The sequence below is a fragment of the Sphingobacterium sp. G1-14 genome (genome assembly GCF_002196555.1).
GTDB lineage: Bacteria > Bacteroidota > Bacteroidia > Sphingobacteriales > Sphingobacteriaceae > Sphingobacterium > Sphingobacterium siyangense.
Genome location: NZ_CP021381.1, coordinates 3872926 through 3888764, shown reverse-complemented (window position 1 = coordinate 3888764; position 15839 = coordinate 3872926). Strand labels below are relative to the sequence as shown.

Genomic DNA, 15839 nt, shown 5'->3' with positions numbered 1-15839 from the left:
CATAAAAAATAAATAAACATCGATTTTTTGGTATATTCATTGTTACGTAAACATAAAAAACTGGTTATGAAATCATCATCCGCTGTTATTATTTCGATTATAATGGGCGCTGTGCTCTTGCTTGGCACCTGGATATTGGGTACAGCTTATCGTTATAAGTTTAAATCGACGCAGACAATCACTGTTAATGGTAATGCCAAAAAAGATTTCGAATCTGATCTAGTCAAATGGAGTGCTACTTTTAGCCGAAAGAATTATGAATTGAGTGCTGCTTCAGCACAACTGGCCACAGATCGTGATTTGGTGCGGGATTTTTTAGTGCAACAAGGGGTTAAAGCCGACGAAATCCGTTTCGAGGCCGTTAATATTGCCAAAGATTTCGAATATCATACAGATGGAAAGGGGAATGGTTATAATACTTTTTCCGGTTATACATTATCGCAGGCCGTAAGTGTCGAATCCAAAGACTTAAATAAAGTGGACAATGCGTCACGAGAAATATCGACATTAATTTCCAAAGGGATAGAACTTAGCTCCAGCACCCCCAATTATTATTACTCCAAGCTAGAGGATCTGAAATTAGAACTTATTTCACAGGCTTCAAAAAATGCACATCAACGTGCAGAAAATATTGCAAAGGAATCGAATGCCGGATTAGGTAATCTGGTAAAGGCCGATCTCGGAATTTTTCAGATAACAGGACAAAACGACAACGAAGAGTACTCTTCTGGCGGTGCATTTAATACAACCTCAAGAAAAAAAACAGCTAATATCACGGTTAAAGCAAGTTTTTTGAGTAACTAATGAAAAATTATTCGACTGAATTTCAGTTCTATATTGGTTTTCATTGAAAATTTGTTCAAAAAGTTTTCTCCTTTTCAATAAAAAACCTACTTTTGCATCATCCCAAACGGATATGCCCGGATGGCGGAATTGGTAGACGCGCTGGTCTCAAACACCAGTGGGAAACCGTGCCGGTTCGACTCCGGCTCCGGGTACTAAAAGCCTCTTTACTTACTGTAAAGAGGCTTTTTTTGTTCGTCTATGCTGCATCTGACCTGAAGATCGCCTCAAGTTCCGGATTATGGCTAATCAAGGTAGGTACTAAAACAGATACATCCTAATATCAACTTATATCTAATAACAATTTTCAATCAATCTTTAGACAGTGATCAGTCAGTGCTTATTCAATTTGTACTGAATAATCACTGAACAATCACTGAACGAGAACTGAGCAAGCACTGAATAAGCACTGTCTTAAGATCTAATTTGGTCACTACTTGATTCTAAGTTGCTGCAGCTATTGCTTGTTCTTTGGTGTTTCTTCGCTTATTGTAGCTACTTTCATTAGACCTTCCTCGGTATTCGTTTGCCGTTTCTTTGGTGTTTCTTTGGTATTTCTTTGTTTATTCTTTGGTATTTTAACGATAAAACAGCAATAAAACAGCAATAAAATAGCACAGAAACGGTAACGAAGGTGTAATCTTGACCCAGACTTGTACATAAGAAAGATAAATTGACTACCGTAGAATTGGTAATAAGATGGGCTTTTATTTTTACTGAGAATTTAGAAAAGGTCATTATATTGTTGTTATACAAAATGTATTGACTTTTCGTGTGAGACGAATGTGGGCTAGGTAAACAGATCGTTATACCGTAAAAAAGGAATTGTCCACACGATTTTATTCTCAGGAGTCTGAACAGTACTTAAGGCCGCTATTTGGAGCCTGGATAAAACAAAAGGATAGACGAAGGAGGATTAAGTCGATACGATTTAAATTCTTGACTATGGGTATTAGTAAACAATGCATTGGGATAGATATCTCAAAAGGGACCTTCACAGCATGTCTGTGTCAACGTTCAGATGATGGAGGATTAGCGTTCTCCAAGGCAATTGATTTTAGTAACGACAGCAAAGGATTCAACCAGTTCCTTCGATGGACGAAAGGAGTCATTGCCAGAGATGCAGCACTTGTTTTTTTGATGGAAGCTACCGGTGTGTATTATGAGAACCTTGCCCACCATCTGCACAAGATTAAGAAAAGGGTTCATGTTGTTCTTCCCAATATGTCGAAACACTATTTTTCAAGCCTCAATATCAAGACCAAAACAGATGCTGTTGATTCCAGAATCTTGAGTCAGTTCGGTGTCGAAAGGATTCATAAAGCATGGACCCCGCCTCCAGCCATATTATTGCAGCTGAGAAATTTGACCAGATACTATGTCCAGCTACAAGAGCAGAAAACTGGATTGGGTAACATCAAACATAGCAAAGACTGTTCGCATGATATCCAAACCTTTATCCTGAAAAGCAATAAAAAACTTATTACTGAGATAGATAAGGAAATTGTCAGATGCCTCAGGGAAATCAACAGGCTGGTAAAGTCGGACGTGGGTCTCCATAAAAAAATTGAGAAGCTTGCAACGATAAAAGGTATCGGAATGATCACCATAGTTACCATTCTTGCTGAAACAATGGGGTTTGAAGAGTTTGGTAGCGCCAAACAACTTGTCAGCTATGCCGGCTATGATGTGGTTCAACGGGAATCTGGAACATCGGTCAAAGGAAAAACCAGGATATCAAAGAAAGGGAATAGATATATCAGAAATGCGCTGTATTTCCCGGCTATGGTAGCCTGCAGATATAATTCTGTGTTAAAGGATGCTTATACGAGAATTATCCTGAAAAAGCCGTCAAAAATGGTCGGACAGGTTGCTGTACAGAGAAAATTATTAATCTTAATGTATACACTTTGGAAAAATGACACCGTGTTTATAGAAAATTATAAAGTAAGTAGTCCCGATCCGAAAACCGAGACTACACTAGATAGTTCAGAACCTGAACTTCTTTAGATTACAAAAATACTTTTTTGTCTAAATATTTGGAATTTAAAACAGTACCTTTTTTTTATAAACGTTCTTTAATCTGAATATTCTTGTTTAAATTGGAAATACCAAATATAAACTTGGATGAAAACAGTTTTTTTATCGCTGGCACTGCTGTGTTTTTTCATTACTCATGGGCAAGTAGGGTTTGTCTTAAACGGGAAAAAGAATGTTAAAATTCCTTTTCTTTTCGTACATAACCTGGTGATTATACCTGTACAGGTAAATGGATATATGATGAACTTCCTGTTGGATACGGGGGTTAAAGAAACCATGATATTTGGCGAAACATTAAAGTCAATTGATAGCGCTGTTTTTGTTAATAAATTTCAGGGATTGGGCAGGGAAGAGGGGTTGGATGGCTATTTATCCATACATAATCAGGTGAATATTGCTGGGGTATATGAAGATTTAGACCAACCGATCTATATTCTTCAAAATGCGCATATTGATATCTCTACCCGGATAGGAGTAGAAGTTAATGGAATTATGGGAAGTCGCTTTTTTGAAAACCAAATGATAGAAATGGATTTTCAAAAACATCGTATTACCTTATATGCCAAGGCTAACCGGCCCAAGGGACTTGACAAGATGCAGCGTTTGCCGCTGGATATTTTAAATAGTCGTCCCTATACTGCGGTTGCTTTTAAACAGGGGAGTGTTTCTATTGATGGTCGCGTATTGATTGATATGGGAAATAGCGATGCCTTAATGCTAATTCCTTCAAAGTTAAATAATTTTGATATTAAGCCTCCATTTATTGATGACTACATTGGGCAGGGGTTTAACGGTGAGATTTATGGAAAAAGAAATCGAATCCGATCGCTCGAACTTGGGCCGTTTACAATGAACTATCCCCTGGTAGCCTATCCTGAATTGAGTTCGTTACAGCATGCAACATTTGTGAGCGAAAGAATAGGTTCCATTGGAAACGAGTTGTTACGCCGATTTAAGGTCGTATTCGATTATCCCAACAAGTCGATATATCTTCATAAGAATAAAGATTTTGATCGCTTTTATTATTTGAATATGAGTGGTTTGGAGATTATACATGATGGTATTAAATACGAAAAAGAAGAAATACCTGTCGTTCTGCAAAAAGATGGCGGTACAGAGGTAAGAATGGGTAACAGCGTACAGTATCGCTTTGTACTTCGAAATATGTACAAAATTGCGACTGTTCGTGATGGTTCGCCTGCGGCAATCGCAGGACTAATACCCGGAGATAAGGTTGTACGGATCAATGGTAGAGCTGCATCGTCATTTTCCCTGGAGTCAATTCACAATCTTTTTAAATCAGAAGAGGGAAAGGAAATGCATTTTCGAGTGACCAGAGGCGAGAAGACACTCGACTTTAAATTTGTGTTAAAGGATCCGCTTCCATTTAACTCGGATTAAATTTTTGCTAATTTTGCTATTTTAAACTGAACTTACTTATATTTGCACTTGATAATAATATTTTAATAATTTAAACACGAAAAGATATGTTGGTCGCTAGAATAATAACACAGCAAGCTTTTAAGGCAAATGGATTTGTCGAAAGCAATCTTCGTGCTTTTCGTTTTATTTAAGATATTTTTCGAAATAGGAGTGCATCGTGTCTCTTCAATCCGCTGGAGTGAATAACAGGTCGCTTTACTTCTTTTGAAAAACTAATTTATACAGATGAAAAAGCCGAAGTTCATTCGGGCTTTTTAATTTTCCGGATTTTCGTTTCTATTTAGATAGTCAAAGCTCTTCAGGGCTGCAGCGTTTTTGAAAAACAGGTGCGTTCGACTCTATAGGAGTAATTGACTGTGCATTAAGAAAAAATGCTTAATAGAATCGTAATCCCCAAAAGAATATTCCCGAAATTTTTTCAACAATGCTGCCGATTTCCAAGAGGAAATTGATGGCTAATTATTTATATTTTTTATAAAAATGGGAAGTAAATTAGCGGGAAAAGATCTAGTAAAAATAGGTTTTCCACAAAATAATATAGTTAATACAGCTTTAGGGCTGATCACAAGGTATCGAAAGAAGGAAAATAAAGAAACCATTCTTCTTGAACTTACTGAGTTGATAGAAGCTCCGGAGCGATTTATGGGGCATAAAATATGGGGAAAGGTCTCTGAAGGACTTATTAAACCTGTTGAAGTACGCATGCAGGAGCTTCATTCACATTGTGCTCCATTTAGCATATTTGGTGAAAATGAAATTGATGAGCAGGCAAAAAGACAGTTGTATGATGCACTGAGATTGCCTATTTCAAGGCAAGGTGCGCTGATGCCGGATGCACATACAGGGTACGGACTTCCCATCGGCGGAGTACTAGCCACAGAAAATGCAGTTATACCCTATGGTGTAGGTGTAGATATCGGCTGTCGGATGAGCCTGTCGATATTCGACTTACCAGGCAGTTATTTCAAAGGAAGGGAATTCCAACTGAAAAATATATTGAAGGAAAACACCAAATTTGGTTTAAATGACACACATCGTGATAAGCATGATCACGTTATTTTCAGTAGAACTGAATTTCAGGAAATCCCACTATTAAAATCCCTGTTGGGTAAAGCTTACAGACAATTTGGGACTTCCGGTAGTGGAAATCACTTTGTCGAATTGGGCATTGTTGAGCTTCAAACCGTGCGGGAGGAATGGGGAATAAATCCTGGACAGTATGTGGGGATTTTATCCCATAGTGGCTCTCGAGGTTTGGGGGCGAATATCGCTAAGCATTACACAAGTCTTGCGGCGCAACAATGTCTATTACCGCGTCATGTCCAACATTTGGCCTGGTTGGATTTAGCAAGCCAAGAAGGACAAGAATACTGGATGGCCATGAATTTGGCTGGGGAGTATGCCCAGGCCTGTCATGCAGACATCCACCGACGTTTGGCTAAAGCACTTGGCGGTAATCCCGTGGTAACGATCGAAAATCATCATAATTTCGCATGGAAGGAATTCGTGAATGGGGAGGAATGCATTGTTCATCGGAAGGGAGCAACACCTGCAGGCAAGGGCGTGCTGGGGGTGATTCCCGGCTCGATGACAGCACCAGGGTTCATTGTGGAGGGAACGGGAAACCCCTTAAGTTTACAGTCTGCATCTCATGGAGCGGGGCGTGTCATGTCGAGATCTGCCTGCAAAAATAATTTGACAAAAAGCGCTATGCTGAAAGATCTGGAAGCACATGGTGTGGAATTGATTGGCGGCGCATTGGATGAATCACCACGTGCGTATAAAGATATTCATCGGGTGATGAAATTACAACAGGAGTTGGTAACTGTTCTCGGAACGTTCAGTCCGAAGATTGTACGTATGGACAAATAAGGTTATGAATGAAAGGTATTTACAAATTTCTTCGGGACGAGGTCCTAAAGAATGCAATATGGCCGTTAGGTTGGTAGTCGACAGAATCTCTTCTGAATGTAGTAGAGTAGGAGTTGAGGTCACGGAAATAGAAACAGAAGAAGTGGATGGACTTCCTTGTTCGTTGATTGTCAGATTGAGAGGAAAAGATATGGATCAATTGATTGATCATTGGATTGGTACAATCTGCTGGGTGTGTAAAAGCCCTTTTCGTCCTTTACACAAACGGAAGAATTGGTTTGTCGAAGTTAAAACGTATCATCCGGGTGAAAAGGGAAAGGTGTTGGATGTGAAGGATGTATCTTTCCAAACGATGCGAAGTAGCGGTGCAGGTGGACAGCATGTCAATAAAGTAAGTTCTGGCGTTAGAGCGACGCATGCTCCGACAGGGATAAGTGTTCAGGTGATGGATACGAGATCGCAATTGCAGAATAAAGAGATCGCAATGCTGCGCTTGGCAGCACATCTGCGGAATTTGGAAAGCGTTGAGTTAAATACGGCCAAAGAACAAAAATGGAAAAACCAAATCGAGGTGACGCGGGGACAGGCGAAACGGGTGTTTGTTGGACGTAATTTTGTCGAAAAATAGTATTTTTTGAGCACTGGATCCCAATTGGCAATCCATGAAGTCAATTGGGTTTTGATAGGGGCCTTGAACCATAAGTTCAAGGCCCCTTGAATTTGGGGATATGCTGGTTTTGTTTTTTAGCCGTATTTTCTTCTGTGATTTACCTTGAATGTAGAAAATAATTTGTTTTATTGCATTGATAATTCCTATCTTTAAGAGGAAGGGTCTAAAAATGAGTTCTTCAGACTAAGTAAACTTAAGTAGTCGCTGTAGCCTGCATCTAGAGAAGGCTATAGGGCTTGGAATTTCAAATTCGATATTATGATAAAATCCCCCGGCTTCCTTTTTAAGGAAGCGATCAAGAATGAAAAACCATTACAAATTGTTGGAGCGATTAATGCTAATCATGCGCTTTTGGCTGAACAGGCTGGTTTTAAAGCTATTTATCTTTCTGGAGGTGGTGTTGCGGCAGGTTCACTTGGAATTCCAGATCTTGGGATTACAACACTTCAGGATGTTTTGATTGATGTGGATCGTATTACAAATGTGTGTAAACTTCCTTTGCTGGTGGATATTGATACTGGCTTCGGTCCTTCGGCATTCAATGTGGCACGTACAATAAAATCTTTAATTAAAGTGGGCGCGGCGGCAGTTCACATGGAGGATCAGGTGGGTGCTAAACGTTGTGGTCATCGGCCTGGGAAAGAGCTCGTCTCTCGATCTGAAATGGTTGACCGCCTAAAGGCGGCGGTGGATGCACGAACGGACGAGCATTTTGCCATTGGTGCACGTACGGATGCACTTGCTTCTGAAGGCCTTGAACTTGCTTTGGAAAGAGCGGTGGCTTATAAAGAAGCTGGGGCGGACTTTATTTTTGCTGAAGCAGTACATCATTTGGAGCAATACGTTCAATTTAGTGCGGCAACTGGCCTTCCCATTTTGGCGAATATCACTGAATTTGGACAAACACCGTTGTTTAGCCTGAATGAACTACGTCAAGCCGATGTTTCTATTGTTCTTTATCCACTCTCTGCTTTCCGCGCAGCTAATAAAGCGGCTACAAATGTTTATCGTCACATTCGGGAAGACGGTGGGCAGGTTAATGTGGTCAACGACATGCAGACGAGAGCAGAGTTATACAGAAGTATCGATTATTATGCCTATGAAAATCGATTGGATCAATTGTTTAATAAATAATTATATTCAGATGGAAGAGACAAACAGCACAGGTTTTAAGCCTAAAAAAAGTGTAGCACTCTCTGGGGTAGCAGCTGGTAATACGGCTTTGAGCACTGTCGGAAAAAGTGGTAATGATCTGCATTATAGGGGTTATGATATTTTGGATCTAGCGCATCAGGCAAGTTTTGAAGAGGTCGCTTATTTACTTATTTATGGAAGTCTGCCAACACAGGCCCAGCTCGTTACTTATCAAGGTCAGCTGACCAGTCAACGTGGTCTGCCTATTACTGTGCAACAGGTTCTCAAGCAGTTGCCATCGACGGCACATGCCATGGATGTTTTACGGACTTATGTTTCTTTTTTCGGCAGTGTTTCGCCCGAGAAAGACAGTCATCCCATTGCTGGTGCTCGTGACATTGCAACTCGCCTGATGGCTTCGATGGCCTCAGCACTGCTATACTGGTATCATTTTAGTCAGCATGGACGTGAGGTGCAGGTAGAGACATCAGATACAACGTTGGGCGGGCATTTTTTGCATCTGCTACACGGAAAATCTCCATCGTCTTCTTGGGTAAGAGCGATGCAGATTTCACTCAATTTATATGCCGAACATGAGTTTAATGCATCTACATTTACAGCTCGGGTTATTGCCGGTACAGGATCAGATATGTATTCCTGCATCGCTGGCGCAATAGGTGCGCTGCGTGGACCTAAGCATGGCGGAGCCAATGAGGTTGCTTTCGAAATTCAGAGTCGTTATGCAAATGCTGATGAGGCGGAAGCGGATATCCGGAAGCGATTGGCAAACAAAGAAGTCATTATTGGTTTTGGCCATCCTGTATACACAATCTCGGATCCAAGAAATCAAGTGATAAAACAAGTCGCAAAAGAGCTGTCGGAAGAAGCGGGCGACATGACGCTCTACCTGATCGCTGAGCGGTTGGAAAAAGTCATGTGGGAAGAAAAGAAAATGTTTCCGAACCTGGACTGGTATTCTGCGGTGTCCTATCATATTATGGGCATTCCAACGGAGATGTTTACGCCATTATTTGTTCTCTCGCGTATTACTGGCTGGTCAGCGCATGTTTTCGAACAACGTCAGGATGGAAAAATTATCCGGCCGAGTGCAAACTATGTTGGTCCCGATGACAGACCGTTTGTACCTCTTTCCGAACGGTAAATTCGGGTCGGGAAAAGGCGTTAAAAGGTGCTTTTTGAACAGGGGGCTCTGAGGAAGAATTTAGCGCAGGAAAAAACGAATTATATTAATAAATAGAACGAGAGTCTTATACGAAATACACGAATGAGTTCAGCAATATCAAATGAAAGACCACAACCGGATCAGGTTTTAGTGGACATTGTGGACTATGTCCTAAATTATAAAATTGAGGAAAAAGTCGCTTGGAATACGGCCTTTTACTGTTTTCTTGACACCATTGGCTGCGGCTTGGAAGCATTGACCTATCCTGCCTGCACCAAATTGTTGGGGCCAGTTGTGGCCGGGACCATTGTGCCGAACGGTGCTCGGGTGCCGGGTACAGATTTTCAATTGGATCCCGTTCAGGCAGCATTCAATATCGGCACGATTGTTCGATGGTTGGATTTTAATGATACCTGGCTGGCAGCGGAATGGGGACATCCATCCGATAATCTAGGGGGAATTTTAGCAGTGGCAGATTGGTTGAGCCGAACGAATATTGCGAACGGGCAAAAACCGCTGAAAGCTAGGACGGTTCTTGAGGCAATGATTATGGCCCATGAGATACAAGGTGTCTTAGCACTTGAAAACTCGTTTAATAAAGTGGGGCTAGACCATGTTATTTTGGTGAAGGTAGCTTCAACAGCGGTCGTAGGTAGGCTCATTGGCCTCACAAGAGAAGAGCTGCTCAACGCGGTTTCTTTGGCTTTTGTTGATGGACAAGCCTTACGGACTTATCGGCATGCGCCAAATACTGGTAGCCGAAAATCATGGGCAGCCGGCGATGCAACTTCGCGTGCTGTCCGATTGGCCTTGATCGCAAAAACTGGAGAAATGGGCTATCCATCTGTTTTGACAGCACCAATATGGGGATTTTATGATGTGTCTTTTAAGGGGAATCCATTTAAGTTTCAGCGGGGATATGGATCTTATGTGATGGAAAATATTCTCTTCAAAATTTCATTTCCCGCAGAATTCCATGCACAGACAGCTGCCGAAGCGGCAATGCAGCTCAATCAACAACTGAAAGAATTTGGAAAAAGCAGTTCAGATATCGCCCGTGTAACCATTCGTACACATGAAGCTGCTATCCGGATTATTGATAAAAAGGGGCCTTTGCATAATCCTGCCGACCGCGATCATTGTATCCAATATATGGTTGCTGTGCCTCTAATCTTTGGACGTTTGACGGCTGATGACTATGAAAATCATATCGCTTCGGATCCAAGAATTGATATACTGCGCGATAAGATCTCCTGCGTGGAAGATGCTCAATTCACCGCTGATTATCACGACCCACAGAAACGTGCCATATCAAATGCTTTGACAATTGAACTGGTTGACGGTACAATATTGCCTGAATTGGTCGTTGAATATCCGATAGGCCATCCAAGAAGGAGGGCAGAGGGAATTCCTAAATTAATCGAAAAATACAAAACAAATCTTGCTCGGGTATTTTCTGAAAAACAGCAAAAGGAAATACTTACAGCTACTTTGGACTACGATACTTTTCTCGAACAGGATGTCTCGCAGCTGATGGATCTGTTTGTACGCTAATGATATAGAGAGGACGGGGTGATCAAACTATTTGTTTTGTCACCCCTGCTTTCGTTTCTATTACAGCGTTAAACTACACCGAATATTCTTTTTAAGGTCGCAACCTTTTGTTTTGTTGTTTTTATGATTACCTGTACTTTAGTGCACTTAAACAGCTTATGCACGCTTCTTTAGACGAAAGAACATAGATTGGCTAATCTATCGCCAATTTGAGTCAAAACCGCTATAAAATCTGAAATTCTTTTTTGCCAGTTCTCTTAAAGATTCTGGTATATCCCATTGCTCACCTTTGGCCTGAAAGTCTTCGCATTCAGCAATGAAAGTAGGAAGCGTTGTACGGTCGATATGTCCAAATACTCCACCTGTATAGGATGCATACCCTACACCTAAAATAGAACCAATATCGCCATCGATGGGTTGGTTGAGTACGCCTTCTGCGAGACATCGATAGCTATCCAATGCCATGACATGCAACAAACGTTTCCGGATAATTGAAGGTGTTACATTTTCCTTTGCAGATGCAATTACAGGGTTTTTCCAAATGGTTTTCTTTTTGGTTTCAACGTCATAATCGTAAAATCCAGCGCTCGATTTTTTTCCTTTTCGTTCCTGATCGACCATTCCTTTGAGGTAGGTATATGCACGTTTTTGGCTGGCATGCAGACCGGGTAATTGATCATAAACGTGTAGCATCAATTCCAATGATATCTCATCCAATACTGCCAATGGGCCCACGGCAAATCCTGCAGCCATCGCTTCCTCTTCGACCAGTGTCGGTGAGATGCCTTCCAGTACCATTGTAATACCTTCGAGTAAATAATTGAAGAAAATACGTGAGGTGAAAAAACCCGGACCATCCTGCACGACTATTGGAATTTTATTGAGGCGTAAAGCTGTGATAAGTGCTTTCTCTAAGGTTTTTTGCTCGGTTTGTTTACCGCAGATGATTTCGACAAGGGGCATGCGGTCAACAGGCGAAAAGAAATGCATTCCTATAAATTTTTTAGGATCATTGGTTGCTTTAGCAAGCTCAGTAATAGGCAATGAAGTGGTATTTGTAGCGAAAAAGCCATTTTCGTTTAAATAGGGTAGGCTTTCTTTTGTAACCTCAGCCTTTAGGTGGAAATCTTCAAATACAGCTTCTATAATGCAGTCAGATCCATTAAGGTCATCGACTTGGTCAGTTGGTTTTATGCGTGCAAGCAATTGCTCCCGTTGTGATGGGCTCATGGCTCCTAAAGCCAATGATTTTTCACAAACCTGGCTAGAATAGGCTTTGCCCCGTTCGGCTTGGGGAAGTGTAACGTCTTTTAAAGCAACTTCTATTCCTGCCCGGGCGGCCTCATAAGCAATCCCCGAGCCCATCATCCCAGCACCCAGTACACCTATTTTATTTAACTTATAGTTGTCGAGATGTTTTATTCTATTGGGTGATTTTGCCAATTGGACAGCATAGTGAAGTGTACGGACCATGCTGAGTGGTTCGGGGCGATTTAAGACTTCCAGATATAAAATTGCTTCTCTCTCACTAGCTTCAACCGCTGTGGATGACGGGTTTTTTCTTAGTAATTCAATAACTGCGTTTGTGCCAGGGTACAAACCGCGTGCTTTTTTTTGGATAGCAAGAATTGCTTCAGGATTCAGTTCGTCAGTTTGTTCCGTGTGATGGCCAGCATTGGTGTTGGGTAGATTAAGTATCCAGTTTATTGCTAATGATAGGCTGTCGCTTGGCTTCTGCGTCAATTCATTGATTAACCCAAGTTTATGCGCTTCTTCACTGCTCAGAAGTTTGTTTTGTGTCAGCAGATTTAGGGCATTTTCAGTACCTATCAATGCTGGTAAATAGATCGTTGTACCAAAAGCTGTAAACAAACCATACTTACTCTCCGGAAAGCCAAACTGAAGTTTTTCGGAGGCGATACGACAATTAGACCATAGCATCGTCGCTAGGGCCATAGCTGTACAATTGTCTGAAATAATAGATACAATGGGTTTTTTAAACGTTTCCCAATGCAATACTTTTGATGTAAGCTTGTATAAGTCCGAAGGTCTTGAGCGGCTTGAAGAAAACTGCTCAAATAATTGCGTATATTCGATTTCTTTGTCTTGAATCGGGCAGCTATATACGACACCTATGGTATCTTCCCGTTCGAGAATGAACGTAACCAAATCAACAAATTGCGTGAGATAGTCTATAATGTCCAACTGCTCGGGAGCTGCTGTCGATAGCGGATGGATTGTAATGATGTGATGATTATCCTGTTCTACACGAAAGAGCGTGTGGGTCATATAAGATTTATTTTCATCCATTGTACTTGGTGATAATTTTTAAAAAGCGTTCTATTGTTTGGACTTTCCTGATTGATAAGTCACATGATCTATTGTCATTTTCGCGATAATTTCAAGCATGATTTCTGAGGTTCCCCCGATAATGGTGCCGACACGGACATCGCGATATAAACGTGCGATTTTATAATCTTCTGTAAACCCATAACCACCAAATAATTGGAGACATTGGTTTACGACATTGACGGCGAGCTCACTTGCTTGTAGCTTCGCTATGGAACATTCTTGGACTGCGTATTCGTTTTGGTCCTGGAGGTCACAACAATGGTAGACAAAGGCTTTCGTGGTAGCGATATCTGCTGCCATTTGTGCGATTCGGTGCCGTATTGTTTGAAATTCCTGGATTTTTTTTCCAAAGGCTTCACGTTGTGCGATATAATCAAGTGTATACTGAAATGCGGATTCTGCGGTAGCGAGACTATGAATAGCTGCGGTAAGCCTTTCCAATTGAAGTCCATCCATTAAATAGCGAAATCCTTCTCCCTCCATGCCGATGAGATGAGAAATAGGGACTCGTACGTTATTAAACCCTAGCTCGGCGGTATCAGAGGCGTGCCAGCCTAGTTTATTGATTTTGCTTGACGAGACCCCAGTTGCATTTCTGTCAATAAGTAATAAGCTTATACCCTTTGTTCCCTGATCAGAAGCAGTTTTGACTGCTGTAATGAAGAAATCACCGTAATAACCGTTGGTAATAAATGTTTTAGATCCATTGACAATATAAAAATCGCCATCCCGGACAGCTGTTGTTTTGATCTGCTTTACGTCAGAACCAGCCCCGGGTTCAGTAATAGCAACAGCACTGACCATATCACCGGCAATAACTGGTTTAAGATAGCGTATTTTCAGATCTTCTGATCCATATTTCAATAGGTATGGAGCCGACATAAACTGAATGACAAGTGCGGAAATGGTAAATCCTCCAGAAAAACAATACGATAATTCTTCGCAGAGTATCAAGGAATAATAAAAATCAAGCTCTAGTCCACCATACACTTCTGGATAATTGAGTCCCATCAATCCCATATCACCCATTTTCTTCCATACATTTCGGTCGATCTCGCCGCGTTTTTCCCAATCATCGACGTAAGGTGTAATTTCTTTTCGAATAAATGCGCGAAGTGTATCGCGAAAAATCTGATGTTCAGCTGTAAACTTGATTGTCTGCATAATCGTTTATCTTGCTTTTGGTTATCTTATGTAAGGCGGTCTTTTGAATGACCATCTAGTAGGATGTTATCTAAACGAATTTAACGAAAAGCCTTGGCTTTTTGCAAATTTTTATTCTTTATTTTTCGTTCAATTGGTTAAGTAGGGAAGTTTTTGTATTATTTTTTTTCTATTTATTCTGTTTTGATAAAAAAAATAAAACCGACTTGTTGTGGGTTATCTGTTATATTTTTTATCTTTAAGATTAGGAAGGGTTGTTGGGGATATGCTAGCGATAAGCCTTCAAAATTTTAGCAGAACAATTATAAACTTTTTATATCATGTCAAAGAGTGTATTTATCGTTGCAGCGAAACGCACGCCAATTGGAAGTTTTGGTGGTGCCTTGTCATCTATTTCGGCGCCAAGTCTTGCGGCCCAGGTTGTTGGGGCTGTAGTTGATGAGGCGGGTATTTCCCGCGATATAGTGGATGAGATTATTATTGGTGCTGTTTTGCAAGCTGATTTGGGACAAGCGCCTGCCCGGCAGGTAGCCCGGTTAGCAGGTTTGTCGGATCATACCGCTGCAACGACCCTTAATAAAGTATGTGCTAGTGGAATGAAAGCAATAGCTGTTGCTGCGCAAAGCATTCTATTGGGAGATGCTGATATAGTGATTGCTGGTGGGATGGAGAGCATGAGTAGGGTGCCATATTATACGAATAGTATGCGTTGGGGAGCCAAATTTGGAGCTCAGAGTCTGGTTGATGGTTTACAACGTGATGGTTTGAGCGATGCTTATTCGAATGATGCAATGGGAATGTTTGCAGAGTTGTGTGCCGAGAAATATCATATTGGCCGTGAAGAACAGGATGCTTATGCGATAAGTTCCTATAAAAGAAGCCTGGACGCTTGGCAAAAAAATAAGTTTTTAAACGAGGTTCAACCTATAACGATACAAAGTCGTAAAGGAGATGTCGTCGTTTCGCGCGACGAAGAGTTTTCGCAGGTCAATTTTGATAAGATACCCGAGCTTAAGCCTGCCTTTAAAAAAGAGGGGACTGTAACTGCCGCAAATGCATCGACAATAAGTGATGGGGCTGCTGCGGTGCTGCTCATATCTGGCGAGAAATTGGAAGAACTTGGACTTGTCCCCTTAGCAGAGATTATTGCTTATGCTGATGCTGAACAGGCTCCGGAATGGTTTACGACTACACCAAGTGTAGCCACGGAAAAGGTGTTAAAAAAAGCGGGATTGACACTAGAAGACATTGATTATTTTGAATATAATGAAGCTTTTTCCGTGGTGGCTTTGGTGAATGCACAAATTTTGGGTTTACCCATGAACAAAGTAAATGTTTATGGAGGAGCGGTATCTTTGGGGCACCCATTGGGATGTTCGGGCGCTAGAATTGTTGTAACACTAAGCAGCATCTTAAGACAGGAGGGGGGATCAGTAGGGCTGGCAGCGATATGCAATGGTGGCGGTGGTGCCTCTGCAATGATTATTAAAAAGATTTGATGCTTCTTCCAGATAAGATTGCTTTAATTTTATCTGGAAGAAGCTCACGCTTATTGAATTCGGGTGTTTTTAACCACATAGCTTC

At 41.2% G+C, this 15839-nt stretch carries 11 protein-coding genes and 1 tRNA gene; 10 read left to right on the top strand and 2 right to left on the bottom strand.

Annotated elements, in window-relative coordinates:
* Positions 1–66: 66 nt before the first annotated feature.
* The 9 genes from CBM24_RS16800 to CBM24_RS16760 all read left to right on the top strand — a co-directional run bounded on the left by CBM24_RS16800 (position 67) and on the right by CBM24_RS16760 (position 10739).
* Complete coding sequence (locus tag CBM24_RS16800; RefSeq protein ID WP_088162030.1) at positions 67–804, top strand: SIMPL domain-containing protein; 738 nt, start codon at positions 67–69, stop codon at positions 802–804.
* 114 nt (positions 805–918) lie between these two features.
* Positions 919–998 (top strand) — tRNA-Leu (locus tag CBM24_RS16795).
* A gap of 790 nt (positions 999–1788) precedes the next feature.
* A complete protein-coding gene (locus CBM24_RS16790) occupies positions 1789–2853 on the top strand; it encodes an IS110 family transposase (RefSeq protein WP_088160153.1) in 1065 nt (354 codons plus the stop codon).
* Between the two features lie 117 nt (positions 2854–2970).
* Positions 2971–4284: a PDZ domain-containing protein gene (locus CBM24_RS16785; RefSeq protein ID WP_088162029.1), complete on the top strand. Its 1314-nt coding sequence runs from the start codon at positions 2971–2973 to the stop codon at positions 4282–4284.
* 522 nt (positions 4285–4806) lie between these two features.
* Positions 4807–6198: an RtcB family protein gene (locus tag CBM24_RS16780; protein WP_088162028.1), complete on the top strand. Its 1392-nt coding sequence runs from the start codon at positions 4807–4809 to the stop codon at positions 6196–6198.
* A gap of 4 nt (positions 6199–6202) precedes the next feature.
* Positions 6203–6826 carry a peptide chain release factor H gene (gene prfH, locus CBM24_RS16775; protein ID WP_088162027.1) on the top strand — a complete coding sequence of 208 codons (624 nt, stop codon included), beginning with the start codon at positions 6203–6205 and terminating at the stop codon, positions 6824–6826.
* 300 nt (positions 6827–7126) lie between these two features.
* Positions 7127–8002, top strand: a complete 876-nt coding sequence (gene prpB, locus CBM24_RS16770) for a methylisocitrate lyase (protein ID WP_088162026.1) — start codon at positions 7127–7129, stop codon at positions 8000–8002.
* A gap of 10 nt (positions 8003–8012) precedes the next feature.
* Positions 8013–9164, top strand: coding sequence for a 2-methylcitrate synthase (gene prpC / locus CBM24_RS16765; protein WP_088163599.1), 1152 nt, complete (start codon positions 8013–8015; stop codon positions 9162–9164).
* A gap of 123 nt (positions 9165–9287) precedes the next feature.
* Positions 9288–10739 carry a bifunctional 2-methylcitrate dehydratase/aconitate hydratase gene (locus CBM24_RS16760; protein WP_075993173.1) on the top strand — a complete coding sequence of 484 codons (1452 nt, stop codon included), beginning with the start codon at positions 9288–9290 and terminating at the stop codon, positions 10737–10739.
* Between the two features lie 198 nt (positions 10740–10937).
* Here CBM24_RS16760 and CBM24_RS16755 read toward each other — a convergent pair whose 3' ends face one another.
* On the bottom strand, positions 10938–13049 hold the full coding sequence (locus tag CBM24_RS16755; RefSeq protein WP_088162025.1) for a 3-hydroxyacyl-CoA dehydrogenase NAD-binding domain-containing protein: 2112 nt from the start codon (positions 13047–13049) through the stop codon (positions 10938–10940).
* A 30-nt stretch (positions 13050–13079) separates the two neighbouring features.
* Positions 13080–14255 (bottom strand): acyl-CoA dehydrogenase family protein, encoded by a 1176-nt coding sequence (locus CBM24_RS16750; protein WP_075993171.1) that lies wholly within the window; start codon positions 14253–14255, stop codon positions 13080–13082.
* Positions 14256–14575: 320 nt separating this feature from the next.
* Between CBM24_RS16750 and CBM24_RS16745 the strand changes: the two genes are divergently transcribed.
* Positions 14576–15754 carry a thiolase family protein gene (locus tag CBM24_RS16745; RefSeq protein ID WP_088162024.1) on the top strand — a complete coding sequence of 393 codons (1179 nt, stop codon included), beginning with the start codon at positions 14576–14578 and terminating at the stop codon, positions 15752–15754.
* Positions 15755–15839 lie beyond the last annotated feature (85 nt).

What these genes read in the sequence shown, in the direction of transcription:
- CBM24_RS16800 (WP_088162030.1), top strand. Translation starts at nt 67, where the DNA reads ATGAAATCATCATCCGCTGTTATTATTTCGATTATAATGGGCGCTGTG.
- CBM24_RS16790 (WP_088160153.1), top strand. Translation starts at nt 1,789, where the DNA reads ATGGGTATTAGTAAACAATGCATTGGGATAGATATCTCAAAAGGGACC.
- CBM24_RS16785 (WP_088162029.1), top strand. Translation starts at nt 2,971, where the DNA reads ATGAAAACAGTTTTTTTATCGCTGGCACTGCTGTGTTTTTTCATTACT.
- CBM24_RS16780 (WP_088162028.1), top strand. Translation starts at nt 4,807, where the DNA reads ATGGGAAGTAAATTAGCGGGAAAAGATCTAGTAAAAATAGGTTTTCCA.
- prfH (WP_088162027.1), top strand. Translation starts at nt 6,203, where the DNA reads ATGAATGAAAGGTATTTACAAATTTCTTCGGGACGAGGTCCTAAAGAA.
- prpB (WP_088162026.1), top strand. Translation starts at nt 7,127, where the DNA reads ATGATAAAATCCCCCGGCTTCCTTTTTAAGGAAGCGATCAAGAATGAA.
- prpC (WP_088163599.1), top strand. Translation starts at nt 8,013, where the DNA reads ATGGAAGAGACAAACAGCACAGGTTTTAAGCCTAAAAAAAGTGTAGCA.
- CBM24_RS16760 (WP_075993173.1), top strand. Translation starts at nt 9,288, where the DNA reads ATGAGTTCAGCAATATCAAATGAAAGACCACAACCGGATCAGGTTTTA.
- CBM24_RS16755 (WP_088162025.1), bottom strand. Translation starts at nt 13,049, where the DNA reads ATGGATGAAAATAAATCTTATATGACCCACACGCTCTTTCGTGTAGAA.
- CBM24_RS16750 (WP_075993171.1), bottom strand. Translation starts at nt 14,255, where the DNA reads ATGCAGACAATCAAGTTTACAGCTGAACATCAGATTTTTCGCGATACA.
- CBM24_RS16745 (WP_088162024.1), top strand. Translation starts at nt 14,576, where the DNA reads ATGTCAAAGAGTGTATTTATCGTTGCAGCGAAACGCACGCCAATTGGA.